At 71.4% G+C, this 23,562-nt stretch carries 18 protein-coding genes; 8 read left to right on the top strand and 10 right to left on the bottom strand.

Translation table 11 applies throughout. The features are described 5' to 3' along the window. Positions 1–66: 66 nt before the first annotated feature. The 3 genes from KIK05_RS24385 to dxr all read right to left on the bottom strand — a co-directional run bounded on the left by KIK05_RS24385 (position 67) and on the right by dxr (position 4,223). A complete protein-coding gene (locus tag KIK05_RS24385) occupies positions 67–1,176 on the bottom strand; it encodes a PP2C family protein-serine/threonine phosphatase (protein WP_214413126.1) in 1,110 nt (369 codons plus the stop codon). Between the two features lie 459 nt (positions 1,177–1,635). After that, on the bottom strand, positions 1,636–2,805 hold the full coding sequence (ispG, locus tag KIK05_RS24390) for a flavodoxin-dependent (E)-4-hydroxy-3-methylbut-2-enyl-diphosphate synthase (protein WP_214413127.1): 1,170 nt from the start codon (positions 2,803–2,805) through the stop codon (positions 1,636–1,638). 185 nt (positions 2,806–2,990) lie between these two features. After that, the gene (dxr, locus tag KIK05_RS24395) at positions 2,991–4,223 is read right to left on the bottom strand and encodes a 1-deoxy-D-xylulose-5-phosphate reductoisomerase (RefSeq protein WP_214413128.1); all 1,233 of its coding nucleotides are present in this window, start codon (positions 4,221–4,223) and stop codon (positions 2,991–2,993) included. 241 nt (positions 4,224–4,464) lie between these two features. Here dxr and KIK05_RS24400 point away from each other — a divergent pair, with 241 nt between their 5' ends. Both KIK05_RS24400 and KIK05_RS24405 read left to right on the top strand, forming a co-directional pair. After that, positions 4,465–5,676: a trypsin-like serine peptidase gene (locus KIK05_RS24400; RefSeq protein ID WP_214413129.1), complete on the top strand. Its 1,212-nt coding sequence runs from the start codon at positions 4,465–4,467 to the stop codon at positions 5,674–5,676. A 77-nt stretch (positions 5,677–5,753) separates the two neighbouring features. Further along, positions 5,754–6,812 carry a trypsin-like serine peptidase gene (locus KIK05_RS24405; protein ID WP_214413130.1) on the top strand — a complete coding sequence of 353 codons (1,059 nt, stop codon included), beginning with the start codon at positions 5,754–5,756 and terminating at the stop codon, positions 6,810–6,812. Positions 6,813–6,889: 77 nt separating this feature from the next. On the opposite strand, the gene KIK05_RS24410 is transcribed toward KIK05_RS24405, so the two are convergent. Next, positions 6,890–8,317 carry an aldehyde dehydrogenase family protein gene (locus KIK05_RS24410; protein ID WP_214413131.1) on the bottom strand — a complete coding sequence of 476 codons (1,428 nt, stop codon included), beginning with the start codon at positions 8,315–8,317 and terminating at the stop codon, positions 6,890–6,892. A gap of 229 nt (positions 8,318–8,546) precedes the next feature. Between KIK05_RS24410 and KIK05_RS24415 the strand changes: the two genes are divergently transcribed. Next, complete coding sequence (locus KIK05_RS24415) at positions 8,547–9,191, top strand: TetR/AcrR family transcriptional regulator (protein ID WP_214413132.1); 645 nt, start codon at positions 8,547–8,549, stop codon at positions 9,189–9,191. On the opposite strand, the gene KIK05_RS24420 is transcribed toward KIK05_RS24415, so the two are convergent. Further along, on the bottom strand, positions 9,145–10,644 hold the full coding sequence (locus KIK05_RS24420) for a PucR family transcriptional regulator (RefSeq protein WP_214413133.1): 1,500 nt from the start codon (positions 10,642–10,644) through the stop codon (positions 9,145–9,147). The genes KIK05_RS24415 and KIK05_RS24420 overlap by 47 nt on opposite strands. A 111-nt stretch (positions 10,645–10,755) precedes the next feature. Between KIK05_RS24420 and gabT the strand changes: the two genes are divergently transcribed. Both gabT and KIK05_RS24430 read left to right on the top strand, forming a co-directional pair. Next, positions 10,756–12,123 carry a 4-aminobutyrate--2-oxoglutarate transaminase gene (gene gabT, locus KIK05_RS24425; protein WP_214413134.1) on the top strand — a complete coding sequence of 456 codons (1,368 nt, stop codon included), beginning with the start codon at positions 10,756–10,758 and terminating at the stop codon, positions 12,121–12,123. A 168-nt stretch (positions 12,124–12,291) separates the two neighbouring features. Beyond that, positions 12,292–12,540: a hypothetical protein gene (locus KIK05_RS24430; RefSeq protein ID WP_214413135.1), complete on the top strand. Its 249-nt coding sequence runs from the start codon at positions 12,292–12,294 to the stop codon at positions 12,538–12,540. On the opposite strand, the gene KIK05_RS24435 is transcribed toward KIK05_RS24430, so the two are convergent. The 5 genes from KIK05_RS24435 to KIK05_RS24455 all read right to left on the bottom strand — a co-directional run bounded on the left by KIK05_RS24435 (position 12,541) and on the right by KIK05_RS24455 (position 19,845). Next, positions 12,541–13,803: a saccharopine dehydrogenase family protein gene (locus KIK05_RS24435; RefSeq protein WP_214413136.1), complete on the bottom strand. Its 1,263-nt coding sequence runs from the start codon at positions 13,801–13,803 to the stop codon at positions 12,541–12,543. It abuts the gene before it with no gap. Between the two features lie 261 nt (positions 13,804–14,064). Beyond that, entirely contained in the window at positions 14,065–15,300 is a 1,236-nt protein-coding gene (locus tag KIK05_RS24440) for an extracellular solute-binding protein (RefSeq protein WP_214413137.1), read from the bottom strand. A 79-nt stretch (positions 15,301–15,379) separates the two neighbouring features. Next, positions 15,380–16,888 (bottom strand): CoA-acylating methylmalonate-semialdehyde dehydrogenase, encoded by a 1,509-nt coding sequence (locus tag KIK05_RS24445; protein WP_214413138.1) that lies wholly within the window; start codon positions 16,886–16,888, stop codon positions 15,380–15,382. Beyond that, positions 16,885–18,183, bottom strand: a complete 1,299-nt coding sequence (locus KIK05_RS24450; RefSeq protein WP_214413139.1) for an aspartate aminotransferase family protein — start codon at positions 18,181–18,183, stop codon at positions 16,885–16,887. The genes KIK05_RS24445 and KIK05_RS24450 overlap by 4 nt, the downstream gene beginning before the upstream one ends. A gap of 150 nt (positions 18,184–18,333) precedes the next feature. Further along, positions 18,334–19,845 (bottom strand): MFS transporter, encoded by a 1,512-nt coding sequence (locus KIK05_RS24455; RefSeq protein WP_214413140.1) that lies wholly within the window; start codon positions 19,843–19,845, stop codon positions 18,334–18,336. Between the two features lie 73 nt (positions 19,846–19,918). On the opposite strand from KIK05_RS24455, the gene KIK05_RS24460 reads away from it, so the two are divergent. The 3 genes from KIK05_RS24460 (at position 19,919) to KIK05_RS24470 (ending at position 23,440) form a co-directional block, all read left to right on the top strand. Next, positions 19,919–20,647 carry a TetR/AcrR family transcriptional regulator C-terminal domain-containing protein gene (locus tag KIK05_RS24460; RefSeq protein WP_214413141.1) on the top strand — a complete coding sequence of 243 codons (729 nt, stop codon included), beginning with the start codon at positions 19,919–19,921 and terminating at the stop codon, positions 20,645–20,647. A 79-nt stretch (positions 20,648–20,726) separates the two neighbouring features. Next, entirely contained in the window at positions 20,727–22,337 is a 1,611-nt protein-coding gene (locus KIK05_RS24465) for a PucR family transcriptional regulator (RefSeq protein WP_214413142.1), read from the top strand. After that, a complete protein-coding gene (locus tag KIK05_RS24470; RefSeq protein WP_214413143.1) occupies positions 22,334–23,440 on the top strand; it encodes a DmpA family aminopeptidase in 1,107 nt (368 codons plus the stop codon). Before KIK05_RS24465 ends, KIK05_RS24470 begins: the two co-directional genes overlap by 4 nt. Positions 23,441–23,562 lie beyond the last annotated feature (122 nt).

The raw sequence follows: 23,562 nt of genomic DNA on the forward strand, positions 1-23,562 counted from the left end.
TCGTGGTCACGCACGACCCGGCCCAAAGTTTACCGTTCCGTAGTCAGCGGATTGCTCTTCGTATCCCTAATCGGGCAAACGCTGGATCGCGACCATGGCGGCGTCGTCGCCCAGACGGCCCCCGACATGGGCGAGCAGGTCGTCGCGGACGTAGTTCACCAGCGTCTCGGGGCCGTCGCCCTGCCACGACGACAGCCGTTCGTGCAAGGGATAGAACCGGCCGTCGGGGCAGCGGGCCTCGATGACCCCGTCGGTGTACAGCAGGATCGTGTCGCCCGCCTTGAAGTCGAAAATCTCGGCGTCGTAGCCGGGCTCGGTGAGCTCTCCGAGTCCGAGCGGGGGCGCGGGGTTCGGCACCTGAAGGCTCATGACGTGGTGGTCGCGGATCAGCAGGGGTGGGGGGTGCCCGCAGTCGATCAGCTTGATCACCGGCCGGTCGTCGGGGATCTCCATCACCGCGGCGGTGATGAAGTTCTCGAACAGCTGCTCGCTGCCCTCCAGCTCCCCGGCGTGCTCCTCGACCTCGGCCCGCACGCTGTCGTCCAGGTGGAGCGCGACCTCGGGCAGGGTCGGGTCGCGGCGGGCCGCCTCGCGGAAGGCGCCGAGCAGCATGGCGACATCCGAGACGGACGCGAGCCCCTTGCCGCGGACGTCGCCGATGACCAGGCGGGTGCCCGAGTCGCCGCGCGTGGCGGCGTACAGGTCACCGCCGATCTGGGCCTCCTCGTCCGCGGCCAGGTAGCTGGAGGCCAGCCGGATGGAGCCGAGCCGGTTCGGCAGTGGCCGCAGCAGGGCGCGCTGCGCGGCCTCCGACACCGACCGCACCCTGGTCAGCACCTCTTTGTGCCGGTGCCTGAGGTAGGAGAACAGCACGAGGAACGCCGTGACCACGATCAGCGCGAGGAGCTCGGTCTGCACCACCCGGCGCCCCAGCAGGCCGGAGTACGTGTCCAGGAAGATCTCGTCGAGGATCGTGAGGGCGCCCACGAACCCCGTGAGACGGGGGCCGGCGAACGAGGCCGTGATCGCGGGAGCGGTGATCAGCAGCGGGCTGAGCGAGATCTCGGTGGGCGTCAGGATGTCGGCGATCGTGATGAACAGGATCAGCGCGAGCGGTATCGCCGCCAGGGCATGGCCCGGCGGCCACTCCCCCGACAGTCGCTCCCGAACCCGCACTCTTCCTGAATACACCCCCGGCCCCCGCAGCAGGAATGCCAAGCCCCCCTGACCAGGCAGAATATGCCCAATCCCCCCAAACCGCCAGATAACCCCCACCGCCCACTTCTCGCACTCCATGAGCGCCTTGACCGGCACCGACGCCGACGAGGACCGCAACCCGGCAGAGCTCTCGGTCAGCGCGGGAGAGAGCGGGGCAGCGGGGGGACGCCGGGCCAGTGCGGGGGACGCCGGGCCAGTGCGGGGGACGCCGGGCCAGTGCGGGGGACGCCGGGCCAGTGCGGGGGACGCCGGGCCAGTGCGGGGGACGCCCGCCCGGCACCCCGGCGAGAAAGGCCGCGGCCCCCTCGCGCTCCGTCAGCGCTATGACCGGCGCCGCGACGGCGGGGACCGTAGTACGGCGAAACCGGCGCCGTACTACGGGGAGCAAGCCCTGGAGGCGGTGCGGGGAGGCCCGCGTCAGCGGACGATGACCTCCGGGCCGGGGGCGGCCTCGTCGTCGACGTCGACCTCCACGCCCATCTCCTCGGCCAGCCGCAGGGCCTCCTCGATCAGGGTCTCCACGATCTGCGACTCGGGGACGGTCTTGACGACCTCGCCCTTGACGAAGATCTGCCCCTTGCCGTTGCCGGAGGCCACGCCGAGGTCGGCCTCACGCGCCTCGCCCGGACCGTTCACGACGCAGCCCATGACCGCGACCCGCAGGGGGACCTTCAGCCCGTCGAGCCCGGCGTGGACCTGCTCGGCCAGGGTGTACACGTCGACCTGCGCACGCCCGCACGAGGGGCAGGAGACGATCTCCAGGCCGCGCTCGCGGAGGTTGAGCGACTCCAGGATGCCGATGCCGACCTTGACCTCCTCGACCGGAGGCGCGGACAGCGACACCCTGATCGTGTCGCCGATGCCCTCGGCCAGCAGCGCCCCGAACGCCACCGCCGACTTGATCGTGCCCTGGAACGCCGGGCCCGCCTCGGTCACGCCGAGGTGCAGCGGGTAGTCGCACTTCTGGGCGAGCAGGCGGTAGGCCTGGATCATCACGACCGGGTCGTGGTGCTTGACCGAGATCTTGATGTCGTGGAAGCCGTGCTCCTCGAACAGCGAGCACTCCCACAGCGCCGACTCCACCAGCGCCTCCGGCGTCGCCTTGCCGTACTTGGCGAGCAGGCGCGGGTCGAGGGAGCCGGCGTTCACGCCGATGCGGATCGGGACGCCGTGGTCGGAGGCGGCGCGGGCGATCTCGCCGACCTTGTCGTCGAACTTCTTGATGTTCCCGGGGTTCACCCGGACGGCCGCGCACCCCGCCTCGATGGCCGCGAAGACGTACTTCGGCTGGAAGTGGATGTCGGCGATCACCGGGATCTGCGACTTCTTGGCGATGACGGGCAGCGCGTCGGCGTCGTCCTGCGAGGGGACCGCCACGCGGACGATCTGGCAGCCGGACGCGGTGAGCTCCGCGATCTGCTGCAGGGTGGCGTTGACGTCGGCGGTCACCGTCGTGGTCATCGACTGCACGGAGACGGGCGCGTCGCCGCCGACCGGCACGGAGCCGACCATGATCTGCCGCGACACCCGCCGCTCGGCGATCGGCTTGCTGCGTACCGAGGGGATCCCCAGATCAACAGATGTCATATCTTCCAGCACCTTGGTGTTCGGCGACAGATCAGAGCGGACGCACCCAGTCTAAGGAGCCCCGCGCACCGCCGGGTGCCGGACGCCGGTACGCGCCCTCATCGGACAGCCGCCGCCCCTGCTCACCTGCCGTCCCCTGGAAGGGGCGAGCGGAGGCGTGTCGAGAGTCACCTCCCCCGGGGCCGTCACCCTCCGGCGGTCAGCTCGCGGGCGCGGGCGCGGGCCCAGGCGTCGGCCGCCAGGACCTCCTCCACGGAGCCGGCGGGAGAGATCTCGTGCTCCTCCACCACGGTGGCCACGGTGTCGACGATGCCGAGGAACGGCAGCCGCCCGGCGAGGAACGCCGCCACGCACACCTCGTTGGCCGCGTTGTAGACGGCGGGAGCCGTACCCCCCTGGGACCCGACGTGCCGGGCCAGCGCCACGGCCGGGAAGGCCTCGTCGTCGAGCGGCTCGAACGTCCAGGTGTGGGCCTTGGTCCAGTCGACGGCCCTGGCCGCGCCCGGGACGCGGGACGGCCAGCCGAGGGACAGCGAGATGGGAAGCCGCATGTCGGGCGGGCTGGCCTGGGCGATCGTCGAGCCGTCCACGAACTCCACCATCGAATGGATCACCGACTGCGGATGGACGACCACGGTGATGCGGTCGAAGGGGATGTCGAACAGCAGGTTCGCCTCGATGACCTCGAGCCCCTTGTTGACCAGGGTGGCCGAGTTGAGAGTGATCACGGTGCCCATGTCCCAGGTGGGATGCTTGAGCGCCTGCTCGGGGGTGACGTCCGTCAGCTCGGCGCGGCTGCGGCCCCGGAAGGGCCCGCCGCTCGCGGTGACCACCAGCCGCCGCACCGCCGCCGGGTCGTAGCCGGACGGCCCCGCCGCCCACAGGCACTGGGCGAGCGCGGAGTGCTCGGAGTCGACCGGCAGGATCTGCCCCGGAGCGGCCAGCCGCTTCACCAGCGGGCCGCCGATGATCAGCGACTCCTTGTTGGCGAGCGCGAGCACCCGTCCGGCCGACAGGGCCGCCAGGGTCGAGGTGAGGCCGACGGCCCCGGTGATGCCGTTCATGACGATGTCGCACGGCCAGGCCGCGACCTCGGCGACCCCCTCGGCGCCGGCGAGGATCGGCACCGGGCCGACGGCCTCCCGCAGCGCGGGAACGGCGCGCTCGTCGGCGACCGCCACCACCTCGGGGCGGAAGCGTTCCACCTGCCGCGCGAGCAGATCGACCTGCCCGCCGCCCGCCACCAGCCCGGCGACACGGAAACGGCCCTGCTCACGCTCGATGACGTCGAGCGCCTGGGTGCCCACCGATCCGGTCGATCCGAGCACCACGACCGACCGCGGCCGCCCCTGGGCCTCTGATCCCGCCGGCACGACGGCGTCCCCGAGCTCGGCCTGGTCCACAAGCGGCGTCTGCATCCCCCCATTATCGGCCCGGCGCGTGCCGGGCCGGGAAGGGCGGGAGGTCGTCACCGCAGGGACGGGTGAGAAATCAGCAGTTCAATGCCCGAATCCCGTCATACCGGTCTCGGTGAAACGCGAGAAATGCGGCGTTCGACCGCACTACCTTCCCCCGTCAGAACGGCACCCCTCACCCGCGCGGAAGCCGGGCACGAGGAGGCACGCAGCGCGCCGTCCCCGCGGCGGGCCGTGCCCTCGCATGCCCGGCGAACGCGACCACAGCACGGAGGACCCCCGCATGCACCGCACGGCACGACGTCTCATCCCCATCCTGGCGATCTCGCCCATCGCCGCGGCCGGAGTCCTGGCGGCCGCGCCGGCGGGCGCCACGCCCTCCGCACGCCCGCGCCCCATCGTCCACGACGCCGCCGACACCAAGAGCGAGCAGCGCGAGGTCAAGGACTTCTGGACCCCGGCGAAGATGGCGGCGGCCAAGCCGCTCGACCTCGTCCGGTCACGCGGCGGCCGCACGACGACCACACCCGGCGGCATCCAGGGCTCCGGCACCGCGAAGCGCGCCGACGGCATCCAGGGCTCGGGCGGCGCGGTGAAGCGCGCCGGGATTCAGGGCTCCGGCCGCGCCGGCGGCATCCAGGGCTCCGGGGCGAACCGCGCCGGCGCCGCGCCCGGGGCGCCCACCGCGCCTCCCCCGCCGGTGACGGCCTCCCCCACTCCCACCGCCTCCGCGTCCTCGTCCACCGCCGGCGCCCCGGCGCTCGCGGCCCGCTCCTCGGGCGCCCCGTGGACGGCCGGCGGCGCGATCGTCAAGACCGAGGGCCGCGTCTTCTTCACCTACCAGGGACGCAGCGCCTCCTGCTCCGGCACCGCCGTCACCAGCGCGAACAAGAGCGTGGTCATCACCGCCGGGCACTGCGTGAAGCTCGGCGGGGCCTTCCACACCAACTGGGTGTTCGTCCCCGGTTACAGCAGCGGCAGCCGCCCGTACGGCACCTGGGTCGCGACCAACCTGCTCACCACCCAGCAGTGGAACGCGAGCGAGGACATGAACTACGACGTCGCCGCCGCCGTGGTGGCCCCGGTGGACGGCCGGCGGCTCACCGACGTCGTCGGAGGGCAGGGCATCGCGTTCAACCAGGCGCGCGGCCGGCAGATGTACGCCTTCGGGTACCCCGCCGCGAGCCCGTACGACGGCTCGAAGCTGATCTACTGCGGCGGCAGGCCGTTCGACGACTTCCTGGTCTCCACCGACCAGGGCCTCACCTGCGACCAGACCGGCGGCGCGAGCGGCGGCGGATGGTTCGCCGGCTTCGACGAGAGCACCGGCGCCGGAACGCTGAACTCGGTGAACAGCTTCAAGTACAACTTCGCGCCCTACTGGATGTTCGGGCCGTACTTCGGCCCCGAGGCCCAGGCGGTGTACACGACCGCGCAGAACGAGAACCTCACCTGACCGGCCCCCGCACCGATCTAGATCTGATTACCGAAAGTATCCGCAAGGCCGCGAACGGTAGTACAAACTAGGGGGCCATGACCCCGATCCTCCCCCTGCTTGCCGTCGCGCCGCTCGTCGCCGGGCTGGTGGGCCCTCCGCCCACCGGGCCGGCGGCCTCGGGCGACGACCGCCAAGCCGTCACGAGGAACGTCCGGACGGCTCTCCCCTCTCCTGGTGTCGTCCAGCACACGGCGGCCGAGACCGTGGCCGAGCAGCGCCGGGTGCTGGCCTACTGGACCTCCGATCGCATGGAGAAGGCCCTTCCGGCCGGCCTGCTCGGCGCCGTCGCGAAGATCGGCAGGCTGGCCGGCGGCGCGCTGCCCCTGCGCCTGACACTCCACTCGCGTTCCACGGCCGGACCCGCCGCCCGCGGCGCCTCGTCCGCCTCTCCGGCGAGCGCGCCCGGCGTGAACACCAGTGGCGCCAGGTGGACGGCCGCGGGCGCCGTCACGCGCACCACCGGCCGGGTGTTCTTCACCCTCGGCTCGGTCGACTACGTCTGCTCGGCGGGCGCGGTCAGGAGCCAGAACATGGACGTCGTCGTCACGGCGGGCCACTGCGTCAAGGACGGCGTGGGCGCCTGGTCGAAGAACTGGACGTTCGTGCCCGGCTACGACGGCGGCCGCCGCCCGTACGGCGTCTTCACCGCCCGCCGCATGTACGTCGCCGAGCCGTGGTCACAGAAGGGCGATGACAGCCACGACGTCGCCATGGTCGCCGTCAACCCCTCGCCCGAGGGCCATCTGAACGAGGTCGTGGGCGGGCAGGAGATCGGGTTCGCCCAGCCGCGCGGGAGGCGGGCCTTCGGCTTCGGTTTCCCCGCCGACCCGCCGTACGACGGCGAGCACCTCATCTACTGCTCGGGCGCTCTCCACGGCGACCCGCACAACCAGACCCGTGACCAGGGCATGCGGTGCGACCTGACCGCGGGGTCGAGCGGCGGCCCGTGGCTGAGCTCGTTCGACCCCGCGACCGGGCAGGGCGTGGTGACCTCGGTGAGCAGCTTCAAGTACAGCGACGACCCGGGCACGATGTACGGCCCGTACTTCGGCGACCAGGCCCGGCACCTGTTCGAAGCCGCCCAGCGAGGCTAGCCGGGCCCGTTTTCCGCACCTCGCCCTCCGATCACCGACCGCGGACATCGTCCGAGCAGGGAGAGCGGAGAGCAGGCCTAAAGGGTGAGGCCGGTGAGGACCATCACCTTCTCGTAGGTGAAGTCCTCCATCGCCGAGCGAAGGCCCTCGCGTCCGATGCCCGACTGCTTCACGCCGCCGTACGGCATCTGGTCGGCGCGGTAGGACGGCACGTCGCCGATGATGACCCCTCCGACCTCGAGCTCCTTGTTCGCGCGGAAGGCGATGTCGATGTCCCGGGTGAACACCCCGGCCTGCAGGCCGTACTTGGAGTCGTTCACCGCGGCGAACGCCTCGTCGACGGAGGCGACCGGCTGGATCACCAGCACCGGCCCGAAGACCTCCTCCTGCACGACCTTGGCGTCGGCGGGCACGTCGGTGAGGACGGTCGGCTCGACGGTGGCGCCGTCGCGGCCGCCTCCGGTGAGCAACCGGGCGCCGCCCGCGACGGCCTCGCTCACCCACTGCTCGACCCGCTCGGCCGCCTCGACCGACACCAGCGGCCCGACCTGCGTCTTGTCGTCGGCGGGGTCGCCGACGACGAGCGACTCCACGGCGGCCACGAGCTTGGCGGTGAACTCCTCGCGCGCGGCCTCCTCGACGATCACCCGCTGGACGGCGATGCAGCTCTGCCCGGCCTGGTAGTTGGAGAACAGGGCGCAGCGCGTGGCGGCCCAGTCGAGGTCGGCGTCGGCGAGCACGACCGCGGCGGCGTTGCCGCCGAGCTCCAGCGTCACGTGCTTGCGCGGCACCTGGTCCTTGATGGCGTAGCCGACCGGGCCGGAGCCGGTGAACGACACCACCGGCAGGCGCGGGTCCTCGACCAGGGCGGCGGCGCGGTCGTTCGGCACCGGCAGCACCGAGAACATGCCCGCGGGCAGGTCGGTCTCGGCGAGGATCTCGCCGAGCACCAGCGACGACAGCGGGGTCGCGGGGGCGGGCTTGACGATCACCGGGGCGCCGACCGCGATGGCCGGGGCCACCTTGTGCGCGACGAGGTTGAGCGGGAAGTTGAACGGCGTGACGGCGAGCACCGGCCCGTACGGCTGGCGCGAGACGTAGGCGAGGCGCCCCTTGGCGGCGGCCTCGGTGTCCAGCCGCTGGACGTCACCGCTGAAGCGCCGGGTCTCCTCGGCGGCGAAGCGGAAGGTCGCGATGGCGCGGCCGACCTCGCCGCGCGCCCAGAAGATCGGCTTGCCGTTCTCGGCGCTGATCAGCTGGGCGATCTCCTCGGCGCGCTCGGACAGGCGTCGCGAGACGTGGGCGAGCGCCTCGGCGCGCACGTGGATGGGCAGGGCCGCGGCCTCCTTGCGCACCGCGTGCGCCGCCGCGATGGCCTGCTCGACCTGCTCGGGCGTCGGCATCGAGGCGACGCCGACCACGCGGTCGTCATGGGGGTTGGTCACGGTGAGCTCGGCGTCGCCCGTGGCGGGCGAGCCGGCGAGCCAGAAGGGGCGTACGTCCATGTCTCGACCGTATGCCACCGGGTCGGCGGCGGTCCCACTCCAGTGCGGACAAGCAGCCCGGGAAGCGCTACATTTCGGATAAGTGACAGAGCTTTCCCCGTTCTGTAACGGACATGCGGCAATTTCGGGATGTTTTCTATTGCATGCCGGTTTGAAGCTCTTGGCACATGGTTAAGTCAACATGCGGGTCCGCGCGGGACCCTTGGGGAGAAGGGGCTGAGGTCTACTCATGGGTTCGCCTGCGCCGCTCGGGCTCCAGGGAGCGTACGCACGGGGCAGCCACACCTCCCAGGACGAGCTGCGCAGCCGCCTCATCGCCGTAGCGGGAGAGCTTCTCCTCACCGACGGACCGGACAGCCTCACCGTACGGCGCATCGCCGCCGAGGCGGGATGCGCGACCACGGTGGTCTACACGATGTTCGGCAACAAGGAGGGGCTCGCCGAGGCGCTCTACCTGGAGGGCTTCGAGCGCTTCCGCCGCCGGCTCGCCGCCGTGCCGCGCCACCCCGACCCGCTCGAGTACCTCGTCTCGCTCGGCCCGGCCTACCGTGACGCCTGCCTGGCGGAACCGGGCTACTACAGCGTGATGTTCGAAAAGGCGATCCCGGGCTTCGAACCGAGCGAACGCGCCCGCACGCTCGCCCGCGCGGCGGTCAACGTCCTCGACCGCGCCATCGCCGACTGCATCTCGGCCGGCTACCTCGTCCCCACCCAGCCTCGCAAGATCGCCGACTGCCTGTGGGCCGCCGCGCACGGCGCCGTCAGCCTCGAACGCGCCGGCCATCTCAGGGACGACCGCGTCTACCGCTCGGTCACCCTCGCCGCCATCAGCCGCTACCTGGTCCAGAAGAACTCCCTCCACGTCCCCCTCTAGCTCCGACGGCCGACAGGGCTATCCAGAGCTCGGCGCGGGCGGCCGGGTCGTCCAGGTCGCGGTCGAGCAGCTCGGAGACGCGGCGCATCCGGTAGCGCAGGGTGTGGCGGTGGACGCCGAGGCGGTGGGCGGCGGCGTCCCAGTGGCCGTTGCAGGCGAGGTAGGCCCGCAGCGACTCCACGAGGTCGGCCCGCGAGCCGTACTCCCGCAGCGGTGCGAGCAGCGAGGTGGCGAACCCGGAGAGCACCCCGGGGTCGACCAGCGACAGCAGGCCCTGCCCCGCCAGATCCGCGAATCTCATGACGGGAGCGGCCGAGGCGAGTGCCCGTTGCGCCTGGTCGAGCCCCGTGGCGAGGTCGGCGAGCACGACCGGCCCTCCGATCCCGACCCGGCCCAGCCCGGCGGCCGTCCCGATCGCCTCCTCCGCCTCACCGGCCCCCACCAGGGCGACCACGAGCCGCCCCCAGGGGGCGGTGAAGCCCGGCAACGCGTCCTGCAGCGCCTCGGCGTCGCGCGGCTCGCAGGCCAGCACGGTCACCGGCCCCGCCGGCACGGACGCCGGCGCGCCCTCGCCGACCGCCTCCAGGGTCTCCTCGGCGGCCGGCCGGTCCCCCGCCAGCAGCAGCCGCAGCGCGGCGGAGCGGACCCGGCGGACGACGGCCAGCCGTTCCCGGGCCTGTTCGAGCGCGAGGGTGAGCAGCGAGCTCGCGGTGTTGACGACGGTGTGCCCCACGGGCGAGAACGGCCGCGCCCCGCCCACCGCGAAGAACCCGCGGATCCGCCGGTGGTCACCGAGGGGCTGCACGATGACGTGCTCATACGGGCCGGAGAGCGCCAGGCTGGACGGCGCGCCGGGGGTGCGCAGCCGTCGGAGGTCGCCCCGGACCGCCGCCACCCCCGCCTCGGCCCCCTCGCCGGCGGCGTGCAGCACGGCGCCCGTCTCGTCCAGCAGCACGGCCCAGCCCTGGATCTCCTTGGCGAGCCGCTCCACCACGGCGGCCATGCCACCCGCCTGGACGGCGGCGCGGGTGAGCCGTCCCTGCGCGGCGAAGGCGTTGCTCAGCTCGTCGTACCGCTCGGCGGCCAGCATCTCGCTGACCGCCTTGCCGATCGCGATGAACGGCGTCTCCCTCGGCACCTCCAGCAGCGGCAGCCCGGCCCGGGCGGCGGCCTCGACGAACTCCGGCGGCACCCGGTCGTGGCCCAGCCCCACCCCGAACCCGAGCCCCGCCACGCCCCGCTCCACCAGCCGGGAAAGGTAGGGTCCCGCGTCGTGCGCGGTCAGGCGCATCCCGGTGGTGAGCACCAGCTCGTCGCCCTCGAGGAACGGCGTCGGGTCCTCCAGCTCGCTGACCGCGACCCAGCGCACCGGCCGGTCGAGCGCGCCCTCGCCGGCGTGCACCCTCAGCCGCAGCGGCGCGAGGGCGGCCACGCGCCGCAGGGTCGGAGCCATCGGAAGCCCCCTGGGACGTCGGCGGTTTGTCCACCGTGGACAAGTGTGATGTCCATATTGTGCCATGTCGCCAGGTCGGCAGGCGGGGGCGGTGACCGTAGCGTCGAGGCCATGAGCATCGAGTCGCCCCATCAGCCCGTAACGGGCGGTCCCTCGCTCCCGCAGGAGCGCCGCCTGGTCACCGAGATCCCCGGCCCGAGGTCGCGGGAGATGTTCGCGCGCAAGCAGGCGGCCGTCCCGCCGGGCATCGGCACCACGCTGCCGGTCTTCGTGACCCACGCGGGCGGCGGCGTCGTGGTGGACGCCGACGGCAACTCCCTGATCGACTTCGGCTCCGGCATCGCGGTGACGACCGTCGGCAACGCCGCGCCGCGCGTGGTCGAGCGGGTCCAGAAGCAGGTCGCGGACTTCACCCACACCTGTTTCATGGTCACACCGTACGAGTCGTACGTCGAGGTCTGCGAGAAGCTCAACCGGCTCACCCCGGGCGACCACGACAAGCGCTCGTTCCTGGTGAACTCGGGCGCCGAGGCCGTGGAGAACGCGGTCAAGGTGGCGCGGCACGCGACCGGGCGCCAGGCGGTCGTGGTCTTCGACCACGGCTACCACGGCCGCACGCTGCTCACGATGACGCTGACGGCCAAGAACATGCCCTACAAGCACCGGTTCGGCCCGTACGCCCCCGAGGTGTACCGGATGCCGATGGCCTACCCGTTCCGCTGGCCGACCGGCCCGGAGAACTGCGCCGAGGAGGCCGCGGCGCAGGCCATCGACGCGATCACCAAGCAGATCGGCGCGGAGAACGTCGCCGCCATCGTGATCGAGCCGATCCAGGGCGAAGGCGGCTTCATCGAGCCGGCCAAGGGCTTCCTGCCGAGGCTGCTGGAGTTCGCCAAGGCCAACGGCATCGTGTTCATCGCCGACGAGGTGCAGACGGGCTTCGCCCGTACGGGCCACCTGTTCGCCTGTGAGGACGAGGGCATCGTCCCCGACATCATCTGCACCGCCAAGGGCATCGCGGGCGGCCTGCCCCTCGCGGCCGTCACCGGCAGGGCCGAGCTCCTGGACGCCGTCCACGTCGGCGGCCTCGGCGGCACCTACGGCGGCAACCCGCTGGCGTGCGAGGCGGCCCTGGCCGTGCTCGACACCATCGAGGCCGACAACCTCGTCGAGCGGGCCCGGCGGATCGGCGACATCATGCTCCCGCGGCTGCGGTCGATGGCCGAGCGGTTCGACGTCATCGGGGACGTCCGGGGACGCGGCGCCATGATTGCGATCGAGCTGGTGACGCCGGGCACCAAGGAGCCGAACGCCGCGGTGACCGGCGAGGTCGCCAAGCGCTGCCACGCGGAGGGCCTGGTGGTGCTCACGGCCGGCACGTACGGCAACGTGCTGCGCTTCCTGCCGCCGCTGGCGATCTCCGACGAGCTGCTGGAGGAGGGGCTGTCCATCCTGGAGAAGGCCCTTTCGTCCGTTTAACAGCACGACAAAAGGGGCACCCGGCTTGCTGCCAGGTGCCCCTTTTGTCGTTATACGGCCTGCTCGATGCCGCCGATTTAACCCGTCCTTGACATCGCGCTAGTCGATCACTGGCTGTAGTGAGGCTATAACGGTTCGGGTACGAGACACTCGATCCACGGGAGCGTGATGAGCTGGGATCCGACCGGAGCGGCACGGCTCAACCTGACATTCGACCCGGAAGACCTCAGCGTCCCGCAGCGTGAGGGGGACGCCTGCGTGGTGTGCCACAAGAAGTGGCCCCGGCCCCGCGTCCGCGTCGGAAGGCTGCCGAACGACGCCCCCGTCATGGCCTGCGAGGAGTGCGCCCACGCACTGCTGCCCGCCGCTCCCGCGCCGCGCCAGAAGCCCTCCACCAAGCGTGCCGCGCTGCCGTAGTCACTGCTCGCGCATCCCCCACGGGGAGCCGTACTCGTTCAGCAGGTCCAGGAACGGCAGCGGGTCGAACGCCTCCGGGCCGAGCACGCCCTCGCCCTTCCAGATGCCGCGCGCGAGCAGCTCCAGGGCGACCACCGGGTGCACCGCGGTCTGCCACACGACCGCCTGGGCGCCGTACTCCCGCATGGACCACTCGTTGTCGACCACGTGGTAGAGGTACACCTCGCGCGGCTCGCCGTCGACGCCGACGCCCTTGATCCAGGTGCCGGCGCACGTCTTGCCGCGCATCCGCTCGCCCAGGGTCGCCGGGTCGGGCAGCGACGCCGCCACGACGTCGCGCGGTGACACCTCGGCGCCCCGGACCCGTACCGGCTCGGTCGAGTCGAGTCCCAGCTTGTGGAGGGTGCGCAGCACCTCGATGAACTCGCTGCCGAGACCGTACTTGAAGGTGACCCGGCCGGCCTTCACCCAGCGCGGGACCAGCAGCACCTCCTCGTGCTCGACGTTCACGCACTCCACCGGGCCGATGCCCTCGGGGAAGTCGAACACCTCCGGCTCGCTGAACGGCTCGGTGGTGTGCCAGCCGCCGTTCTCCCAGATGACCGGCGGGTTGAGGCACTCTTCGATGGTGGTCCAGATCGAGAAGGTGGGCGCGAAGGCCTCCTCGCCGTCCGGGCCCTCGACGACGAGGTTGGCACCGTCGCGGATGCCGATCTCGTCGATGCTCTCGAAGAGGTGGTCGGCGGCGTACCTGGCGAAGACGTCGGCGAGGCCGGGCTCCACGCCCATGCCGACCAGCGCCAGCTTGCCGGCGGCCTCCCACTGCGGCGCCATCGCGAACTGCTCGTCGCCCAGCTTCACCCCGGGCATCTCGTACGGCCGGTTCGGATGCGGGCGCGACAGGGACAGGGCCATGTCGAGATAGTGGGCGCCGACGTTCAGCGCGGCGCGGAACAGGGACATGTTGAAGCGGGGGTCGACGGCGTTGAACAGGACGTCGCAGCGGTGCTCGCGCAGGGCGGCCTCCACCGCCTCCTGATCACCGGCGTCGAGGCCGATGGCGCTGAAGCGGGTGTCCCCCGCGGTGTCGGGCCCGTGCTCGGACCCGACCTGTTTAGAGACCCTGACCTGTTTGGAGACCACGGCCTCGGCACGTGAACGGTCATAGTCGGCGACGACGATGTGCTCGAAGAAGTACCGGCGGGCGGCGATCGGGACCACGGCGGAACCCACGCCTCCCGCACCCACGAGAAGGATTCGCATGACCAGACCGTACCAACTGACTGGTCGACCATTCAATATGTGAGGCACAAGAAGGTGACGCATTTCACGACGGAATCCGTTGCGTAAGAGCGATCAAGAAGAGGAGATCAACGGTCGGAGCCGACGGAACCTCCGGATCGTCACATGCTGAGAGGGAGGCGCTCCGGAGTCAGGGGAGTATCCGGAGCGCCTCTGGCAGGCGACGCCCAGCGGGGGGACGGGCGCGCCCGCGGCCTTCTCACGTCGTACCGATCACCCCGTCTACTCGACGAGCCGCGCCCATCGCGCGGCCCAGTCGTCGGTGTAGTCCGTGCATTCCCCGCCACGGCCACCGCAATCCTTCGTCGGGCGAACGGCAAAATGGATCTTTTCCAGCAGGGCGTCGTCGTCGATCCGGTAGGCGTCGCACGTCCGCTTCGCCTGGGCGGACTGCCCGGTCTTGACGGGCTCGTCCTTGAGCTTCCAGGTGCAGGCCAGCGGGTTGGCGGGAGCGAGCCCGTTCCACACCGCCGCCTGCTGCTGGACCTTGGCCGTGCTGGTCCAGTCGAGCCACCTGTAGGCGCAGTTGGGCGAGGCCGCACGCGCCGAGACCATCCACGAGTCGACCCAGCCCGTCATCGCGTCGCCGGAGGCCTTCACCGACCCGGCGCCGCGCAGGAGCATCAGCTGGTACGGCAGCGCGCGCGCCACCCGCGCCGTCCCTCCCGCGAACGCCTGGACCAGGTCGACAGGCTCCTTCCAGTAGGGACGCCCGTCGCCGCGCCACTGCTTCAGAAGATCGAAGGTGGCGTCGAGCTGGGGCCGGGTGAGCTGGAAGGGATCCTTGATGCCGAGCTCCGGCCGCTCCCCGGCCAGCAGCAGCGCGGCGTCGGCCACCGACATGGGGCTGTCCTTGAGCATGACCGGGCCGTCCTCGAGGGCGCCGGCCGCGGTGCCGTCGTGGATCGTGAGGAAGTATCCCCACAGGTAGGGCACGCCGTACACCGCGTCGCCGTCGGCGATGGACGGCTGCGACCGCAGCCACCGCGGGATCTGGTCATAATGCGGGATGAGCGAAGTGGTGAGCCGCGTGACCTTCTTCTCGGCGATCAGGCGCATCGCGGTCTGGGGCGGCGCCGACACCACGTCGAAGCTCGCCCTGGCGAGGTAGTCGTCGGCCGGCTCCCCCGACGGCGGGGACTGGAGGTTCACCCGGCAGCCGGTGCTCTTCTCGAACGGCGTGACCCAGTTGAAGTTGGGGTCGCCGCCGCCGTACTCGGCGTAGCCGGGGAAGGTCAGCACCGTCAGGGTGCCCTCCCCCGGCCCGAGACCCTTCGGCGTGGGCGAGGGCCGGCCCGTGGCGGACGCGGAGGGGGAGGGCGAGGTAGGGGCCGCCGAGGTCACGCGCCCGGCGGCCGCCCGCGTCGTCCCGGGGACGGCCGACGGCCCGCCGCACGCCGCGAGGGCGACCACCGACGACGCCAGAAGACCGGCGACCCCGATACGTCGTCGACTCACCGCTGCCATGACCGGACCCCCTCGCGCCCTCGACTTCCGCTGGAAGCCTATAGTCCGGTGACGGCGGCGGCCGGACGCCTCAGCCGTTGGTCGGGAAGCCGAGGTTCAGGCCGCCGTGGCTGGGGTCGAGCCAGCGGGAGGTGACGACCTTGCCGCGGGTGTAGAAGTGGACGCCCTCGGTGCCGTGGACGTGGGTGTCGCCGAAGAGCGAGGCCTTCCAGCCGCCGAAGCTGTAGAACGCCATCGGCACCGGGATGGGCACGTTGACGCCCACCATGCCGACCTCCACCTCGTTCTGGAAGCGCCGCGCGGCGCCCCCGTCGTTGGTGAAGATCGCGGTGCCGTTGCCGTACTCGGTGTCGTTGATGACACGCAGGCCCTCCTCGTAGGAGGAGACCCGGACGATCGACAGCACAGGGCCGAAGATCTCGTCACGGTGGACGACGGACCCGGGCCTCACCTGGTCGATCACCGTGGGGCCCAGCCAGAACCCGGAGGTCTCGGCCGCGGTGGTGCCACCCTTGACCGGTGTCTCGCGCCCGTCGACCACCAGCTTGGCGCCCTCGGCGACGGCGGTGTCGAGGTAGGAGGCGACCTTGTCGCGGTGCGCCCGCGTCACGAGCGGCCCCATCTGCGCCTCGGGGTCGTCGCCGGGGCCGACGGTGAGCCCGGCGACCCGCTGGACGATCTTGTCGACCAGTTCGTCGCCGATCGGGTCGACGGCGAGCACGACCGAGATCGCCATGCACCGCTCCCCCGCCGAGCCGAAACCGGCGTTCACCGCCGCGTCGGCCACCAGGTCCAGATCGGCGTCCGGCAGCACCAGCATGTGGTTCTTGGCGCCGCCCAGCGCCTGCACCCGCTTGCCGTGTCGCGTACCGGTCTCATACACATACCGGGCGATCGGCGTCGAACCCACGAACGACACCGCACGCACATCCGGGTGCTCCAGCAGCCGGTCCACCGCCACCTTGTCACCCTGCACCACGTTGAACACCCCATCGGGCAGACCCGCCCGCTTCCACAGCGACGCCATCAGCAACGACGCCGACGGATCACGCTCCGACGGCTTCAGCACGAAGGTGTTCCCACAGGCGATCGCCACCGGGAACATCCACATCGGCACCATCGCCGGAAAGTTGAACGGCGTGATCCCCGCCACCACCCCCAGCGGCTGCCGGATCGAGAACGAGTCCACGTTCGTCGAGACGTTCTCCGAGAAACCACCCTTGAGCAGATGCGGGATCCCACAGGCGAACTCCACCACCTCAAGACCCCGCGCCACCTCACCCAGCGCGTCCGAATGCACCTTGCCATGCTCGGCCGAGATCAGCCCGGCCAGCTCGTCCCGATGCGCGTCCAGCAGCTCACGGAACCGGAACAACACCTGCGCCCGCTTCATCAGGGAAGCGTCCCGCCAGGCCGGGAAGGCCGCCTTGGCGGCCGCGACCGCCGCGTCGACGTCCTCGGCGGACGCCAGGTCGACGTGCCCGGCGACCTCGCCGGTCGCCGGGTTGAAGATCTCCGCGTGCCGGGACGAATCCTGCTCCGCCTCCGCGCCACCGATCCAGTGCGTGACCCGCTTCACTTGCCGTACTCCTCGTTGATGGTCTCGAGCGCGGTGACGATGATGCCGAGCCCCTCGCGCGCCTCGTCGTCGGTGAGCGTCAGCGGCGGCGCCATGCGCAGCACGTTGCCGTACAGGCCGCCCTTGCCGGCGAGCAGGCCGAGCTTCTTGGTCTCCTCCATGAAGCGGCCCGCCAGCGCCGGGGCGGGAGCGCCGGTGGCGGGGTCGACCAGCTCCAGAGCGAACATCAGGCCCTTGCCGCGCACGTCACCCACGATGGGCAGGCGGCCCTTGGCCTCGCGCAGCCCTTCGAGCAGGATGGCGCCGGTGGTGGCGGCGCGGGCCTGCAGGTCGTGGTCGAGCACGTAGTCGAGGGTCGCGTTGGCGGCCGCCATGGAGATCGGGTTGCCGCCGAAGGTCGACAGGCCGATCGCGTGCAGGCCGTCCATCAGGTCGCCGCGGGCGACCACGCCACCGACCGCGAACCCGTTGCCGAGCCCCTTGGCGAAGGTCATCATGTCCGGCGTCATGCCGTGGTTGTGGATGCCGAAGAACGCCGAGCCGGTGCGGCCCCAGCCCGTCTGCACCTCGTCGGAGATGAAGAGGACGCCCTCCTCGTCGAGGACCTCCTTGTAGGCCCTGAACAGGCCGTCGGGAGCCATGGTGAAGCCGCCGACGCCCTGGATCGGCTCGGCGATCAGCGCGGCGACGTCGCCGCCGACGGCGGTGGCGAGGACGTGGCGGAGGTCCTCCACGCAGACCTTGATGTAGTCGGCGTCCGACAGGCCGCGGAACTGCGGCAGGTGGCGGTCGGCGCCGTGCAGGAAGTGCACGTTGAGCGGGGAGAGCGAGTTGTTCTTCCAGCTGCGGTTGCTGGTCACGGCGACCGCGCCGAAGCTGCGGCCGTGGTAGCTCTGCCGCATGGCGAGCACCTGGCCGGTCTTGCGGGCGTAGGTGGCCAGCAGCAGGGCCGCCTCGTTGGCCTCGGTGCCGGAGTTGGTGAAGAAGACCTTGGCGTTCTCGATGCCCGACAGCCTGGCGATCTTCTCGGCCAGCTCGACCTGGGCGCGCAGGAGGTAGACGGTGCTGGTGTGCACGACGCCGGTGGCGAGCTGACGCTCGACCGCCTCGCGCACCTCGGGCACGTCGTACCCGATCATGTTGGTCAGGATGCCGGCGAAGAAGTCGAGGTAGGTGTGGCCTTCGGCGTCGACGACGCGGTTGCCCTTCCCCCGCACGATCTCGATCGGCTGGTCGTAGTAGAGGGACAACCAGTTGGGCATGACGGCACGATGGCGCGCAAGCAGGTCGGACATAGTCCGATTATGGCCATTTATGCCCATCGGTCACACCTCCAAGGTGTCGGCGTACCGCGAATTCACCTTACATGCTGCTGCCTCGCTTGCGGACATGATGTCCTGACATAGAGACGGCCCTCCGGCATCGGCCGGAGGACCGTCGCCTGCTCACGCGACCGGCTCATGCTGGGGCGCGGCGGCGGGAACGGGACGCGGACGCAGCACCACGAAGGCGAGCGCGCCCGCGGCCAGGGTGAACGCCACACCGACCCAGGAACCGAAGGACATCGCCGACACGAAGGCCTCCTTGGCCGTGCGCGCGAGGCCGGGGTCGCCGGTGGCCAGCGCCGCGCCGATGGAGTCCCTGGCCGCCGCCGGAGCGCTTTCGGGCATCTCGGCGGTGTACACCCCCGCGAGCACGCTGCCGAGGACGGCCACGCTGAGCGCCATGCCCACCTGTTGGACGGTGTCGTTCAGCGCCGAGCCCACGCCGGCGTGCTCCGGCGGCACCGCGCTCAGCAGGGTGGTGTAGGCGGCCGGCCCGGCGATACCACCGCCGACCCCCATGATCAGCAGTCCGGCGATGAGCTTGCCGTACCCGTCGGACGGCCCGATGAGCCCCAGCGTCGCGAAGCCACCGGCCATGATCACCATGCCGAGCGCGACCAGCACGCGGTTGCTGACCCGCTGCCCCAGACCGGCGCCGGCCGCGTTGAACACCGCCGCGGCGACCGCGTACGGCAGCAGCCCGAGGCCCGCCTTCATCGGCTCGTACCCCAGCACGAACTGCAGGTACTGGGTGAGCATCAGCAGCAGCGCGCCGGTGCCGAACGACATCAGCACGATGGAGAACGACGACCCGCTGAAGTTCCGGTCGCGGAACAGCCGCAGCGGAAGCATGGGGTGGGCCGAACGCCGCTCCCACAGCACGAAGCCCGTGAGCGCCACCACGGCCACGGCGACGGCCGCCAGCGTGCCGCCCGAACTCCACCCGTCCCGGGGACCGGTGATGATCATGTACACCAGGGCGGTCATGCCGGCCGTCGACAGCAGGGCGCCGAGCGGGTCGGTCGGCCTCGCCGGGCCGCGCGACTCGGGCATCAGCAGCACGGCCGCGACGATGGCCAGCACGGCGATCGGCACGTTCAGCAGGAACACCGAGCCCCACCAGTAGTGCTGGAGCAGGAAGCCGCCGAGGGTCGGCCCCGCGATCACGCCCACCATGGCCACCGCGCTCCACGCCGCGAAGGCCTTGCGGCGCTCGGAGTCGTCGAAGACGGTGATCACGATCGACAGCGTGCTCGGCATCAGGAACGACCCGCCCACGCCCATCAGCGCGCGAGCGCCGATCACCTGCCACGGCTCCTGGGCCATCGTCGCCACCAGCGAGGCCCCGCCGAACAGCGCGAGCCCCACGATGAGGAAGCGGCGGCGGCCGTACCGGTCGGACAGGCTTCCGGCGGTCAGCAACAGGCCGGCGAACACCAGGATGTAGGCGTCGATGATCCACTGGATGTCCGCCGGCGTGGCGCCGAGGTCGCGGATCAGCGAGGGGATCGCCAGGTTCAGCACCGTGTTGTCCACGACGAGCACCAGCAGGCTCAGGCACAGGACGCTGAGGATCCACCAGCGTTTCGGATTCTTCTGACCGGGTTCTTCTCGTACAGTGTTCGAGGTCACTCGCACAGTGTACGAGCCTCCTCGAACACTGTGCGAGTGGATTTATCCTGTAGGGGATGAAGGAGATCCGCGCGTGACGAGCAAACCGCCATTCACCTCGGTCTGGGCCCGCCGGCCCGACCCGAAACGCCCCTCCCGCGACCAGCCGGCGCTGAGCCGCGACCAGATCGTGCGCGCGGCCATCGAACTGCTCGACGCCGAGGGCATGGAAGCCCTCAGCATGCGCAAGCTCGGCGCCAGACTGGGAGCGGGCGCCACCAGCCTCTACTGGCACGTGACCAGCAAAGACCAGCTGCTGGAGCTCGTGCTCGACGAGGTCTACGGCGAGCCCGGCCTGCACGACCCCGCCCGGAGCGGCTGGCGCGAGGCCGTCTCCGCCTTCGCCCACGGCCTGCGCCAGGCGATCCTCAAACACCCCTGGTCGGTCGCGCTGATCGGCACCATGCCGAGCATCGGCCCGAACGCCATGGCCGTCTCCGCCATGCTCATGAAGGCCTTCCAGCTCGCCGGCTTCAAGGACGGCCTGGTCCGCGACTACGCCATGGGGGCCGTCATGTCGTACACCCTGGGCGCCACGATCCCCGAGGCGAGCTGGATGAACAGCATCGGCGAGGTGGAGACCCAGGAGTGGATGGACTCGATGCACCCGCAGATCGAGGTCGCCGCCGCCGACTACCCCGAGATGCTGGCCAGGTTCGAGAAATACGAGAAGATCGACATCAATGTGGCCCGGGAGCTCAGCTTCGAATTCGGCCTGCTCGCGCTGCTCGACGGCCTGGAAGGTCGTATCGCGCAGCAGTGAACCCGGCAGCCCCTGCGGCCTACACCATGTCAGGTAGTCGCCGGTCGTTCTTACATCGTGATCGGCTACGCTCGGACATATGCTACCGACCCTGGCCGACGTCCTGGCACTGGACGCCGTCCGCCGAGGCAACCCGCGGGTCGTCGCGGGCGCCGACCGGCTGGACACCCGCGTGCGCTGGGTGCACGTCGGCGAGGTCAGCGACATCGCCCACCTCCTGCGCGGCGGCGAGCTCATCCTCACCACCGGCGTCGCCCTGCCCGACGAGCCCGACAAGCTGGCCGACTACATCGCCGACCTCGCCGCGGTGGGAGCCTCCGGCCTGATCGTCGAGCTCGGACGCCGGTTCATCCGCGAGCTGCCCCGCGCGGTCGTCGAGTCCGCCGAGACCCACGGTCTCCCGCTCGTCACGCTCGCCCGCGAGACGCCGTTCGTGCAGATCACCGAGTCGGTGCACGCCCGCATCATCGACATCCAGCTCGAAGAGCTCCGCGCCTCCGAGCACCTCCACGAGGTGTTCACCGAGCTGTCCGTCGAGGGCGCCTCGCCCGCCGAGGTGCTGCGGCAGGTCTCCCGCCTGTCGAGCCGGCCCGTGTTACTGGAGAACCTCGCCCACCAGGTGCTCGCCTGCGAGTCCGCCGGGCGCGACACCGGCGTCCTGCTCGCGAACTGGGAGGCCCGCTCCCGCGCCGTCGCGCCCAGGGAGCGCACGGCGTACGACGCCACCTCCGGCTGGCTCGTCACGATGGTCGGCGCCCGCGGCCACGACTGGGGGCGGCTCATCCTCCTCTGCGAGTCGACGCCCGGGCCGCGCGACATCGTCCTCGCCGAGCGGGCCGCCACGACGCTCGCCCTCGGCCGGCTGCTGGAGCGCCACCAGGAAAGCCTGGAACGCCAGGCGCACGGCACCATCATCACCGGCATCCTCACCCACGCCTACGCCGACCCCGACGAGGCCGCCGCGCGGGCCCGCGCCGTCGGCGTCCCCCTCACCGGACGCAAGCTGATCAGCGTGGTCCTGCGGCTCACCGAGCCCACCGACACCGCCCTCAACCTCCAGGCCCGGCTCGGCGAGCTCGCCGAGGCCGCGGCCGCCGCCTGCCGCGACGCCAAGCTGCCCGCCCTCGTCGGCGCCCTCGACCAGAACCGCGTCGGCGTCCTGCTCCCCCTGCCGCCCCGCACCCTGGCCGAAGGAGCGCTGACCACCCTCGCCGAGCGACTGCGCACGACGTTCACCACGTCGTTCGTCCTGGCCGCCGGGTCGGTCGTCGAATCCGTCAGGGACGTACGGCGCAGCTTCCTCGAAGCCGAGCAGGTCGCCGAGGCCGCCGCGCGCCAGCCCGACCGGCGCCCGTTCTACCGCCTGCCCGACCTGCGGTTGCGGGGCCTGCTCCACCTGCTGCGCGACGACGCGCGGCTGCAGACGTTCGCCGAGCGGGAGCTCGGGCCGCTGCTCGCCCACGACGCCCACCGCGGCGGCGACCTCACCGGCATCCTGCGCGTCTACCTCGACGCCGGGCGCAACAAGGCCGTCGCCGCGCAGCGCGCCCACCTGTCCCGGCCCGCCTTCTACGACCGGCTCCGCCGCCTGGAGCGCATCCTCGACACCGACCTCGACGACGTCGAGTCGTGCCTGTCACTCCACGTCGCACTCCTCGCGCTGGAGTCGTTCCGAAGGGAGACCCGTTGAGCCCCGCGGAGGCGAAGCGGGCGCGCGACCACGGCATCGCGATCGGCACCGGCACGCCCGGCCGGTACAACGCCATCACCGACGTCGCCGGAGTCAGGGTCGGGCACACCACCCTGATCGACGGCGAGGGCCCGCGGGTGAACGGCCGCGGCCCCGTGCGCACCGGCGTCACGGTGGTGCGCCCGCACGGCGGCTCCGCCTTCGAGGAGCCGCTGTACGCCGGCTACCACTGGCTCAACGGCAACGGCGAGATCACCGGAATGGCGTACCTCCGGGAGTTCGGCATGCTCGGCTCCCCGATCGGGCTCACCAACACCTCCTCGGTCGGCGTCGTGCGCGACACGCTGGTGGAGATCGAGCTCGGGTCCCTCGGCAGGGGGCGGCTGGCCTGGTCGCTGCCCGTGGTCGGCGAGACCTGGGACGGCGTCCTCAACGACATCGACGGCCGCCATGTGACGGCCGAGCACGTCAAGGCCGCCTACGCGGCCGCGGCGAGCGGACCGGTCGCCGAGGGCGGGGTCGGCGGCGGCACCGGCATGATCTGCCACGGCTTCAAGGGCGGCATCGGCACCGCCTCCCGGGTGCTCGCCGGGAACGACGGCGGCCACACCGTCGGGGTGCTCGTCCAGGCCAACCACGGCACGCGGGAGCGGCTCACCGTGAACGGCGTCCCGGTAGGACGGCGCCTCGGCGACGTGCCGCGCCCGGCGGCGGCGCCCGTCGAGGGCGCCGGGTCCATCATCGGCGTCGTCGCCACCGACGCGCCACTGCTCCCCCACCAGTGCCGCCGGCTCGCCCAGCGGGCCGCCCTCGGCGTCGCGCGCACAGGCGGCGCCGGCGAGAACTCCAGCGGCGACGGCTTCCTGTGCTTCTCCACGGCCAACCGCGTCCTGCCGCCCAACGCGCTGGACGCCGCCCCGCCGCGCACGTACGAGGTCACCGTCCTCGCCGACCACCACATCGACCCGCTCTTCCACGCCGTCATCGAGGCGACGGAGGAGGCCGTCGTCAACGCCCTGGTCGCCGGGCGGACCATGACCGGCGCCGACGGCGTCACGGTCCACGGCCTCGACGGTGAACGCCTGGCCCGGCTCCTCAGCTAGACGAGTAAGTCCTAAGTCGCTGTGAAGAGGACTGCGGGGAACAGCGAAGGGTGTCGATGATCCGTTTGTGACGACAGACATCAACACCCTTCTCACCGCACTGTACGTCAAGATCGATGACT

This window comes from Sphaerisporangium fuscum, assembly GCF_018531465.1.
Lineage (GTDB): Bacteria > Actinomycetota > Actinomycetes > Streptosporangiales > Streptosporangiaceae > Sphaerisporangium > Sphaerisporangium fuscum.

Bases quoted from the DNA above. Each gene is read 5' to 3' on its own strand.
- ispG (WP_214413127.1), bottom strand. From the start codon at position 2,805: ATGACATCTGTTGATCTGGGGATCCCCTCGGTACGCAGCAAGCCGATC.
- KIK05_RS24465 (WP_214413142.1), top strand. From the start codon at position 20,727: ATGCTACCGACCCTGGCCGACGTCCTGGCACTGGACGCCGTCCGCCGA.
- KIK05_RS24435 (WP_214413136.1), bottom strand. From the start codon at position 13,803: ATGCGAATCCTTCTCGTGGGTGCGGGAGGCGTGGGTTCCGCCGTGGTC.
- KIK05_RS24400 (WP_214413129.1), top strand. From the start codon at position 4,465: ATGCCCGGCGAACGCGACCACAGCACGGAGGACCCCCGCATGCACCGC.
- KIK05_RS24430 (WP_214413135.1), top strand. From the start codon at position 12,292: ATGAGCTGGGATCCGACCGGAGCGGCACGGCTCAACCTGACATTCGAC.
- KIK05_RS24410 (WP_214413131.1), bottom strand. From the start codon at position 8,317: ATGGACGTACGCCCCTTCTGGCTCGCCGGCTCGCCCGCCACGGGCGAC.
- gabT (WP_214413134.1), top strand. From the start codon at position 10,756: ATGAGCATCGAGTCGCCCCATCAGCCCGTAACGGGCGGTCCCTCGCTC.
- KIK05_RS24420 (WP_214413133.1), bottom strand. From the start codon at position 10,644: ATGGCTCCGACCCTGCGGCGCGTGGCCGCCCTCGCGCCGCTGCGGCTG.
- KIK05_RS24405 (WP_214413130.1), top strand. From the start codon at position 5,754: ATGACCCCGATCCTCCCCCTGCTTGCCGTCGCGCCGCTCGTCGCCGGG.
- KIK05_RS24450 (WP_214413139.1), bottom strand. From the start codon at position 18,183: ATGTCCGACCTGCTTGCGCGCCATCGTGCCGTCATGCCCAACTGGTTG.
- KIK05_RS24415 (WP_214413132.1), top strand. From the start codon at position 8,547: ATGGGTTCGCCTGCGCCGCTCGGGCTCCAGGGAGCGTACGCACGGGGC.
- dxr (WP_214413128.1), bottom strand. From the start codon at position 4,223: ATGCAGACGCCGCTTGTGGACCAGGCCGAGCTCGGGGACGCCGTCGTG.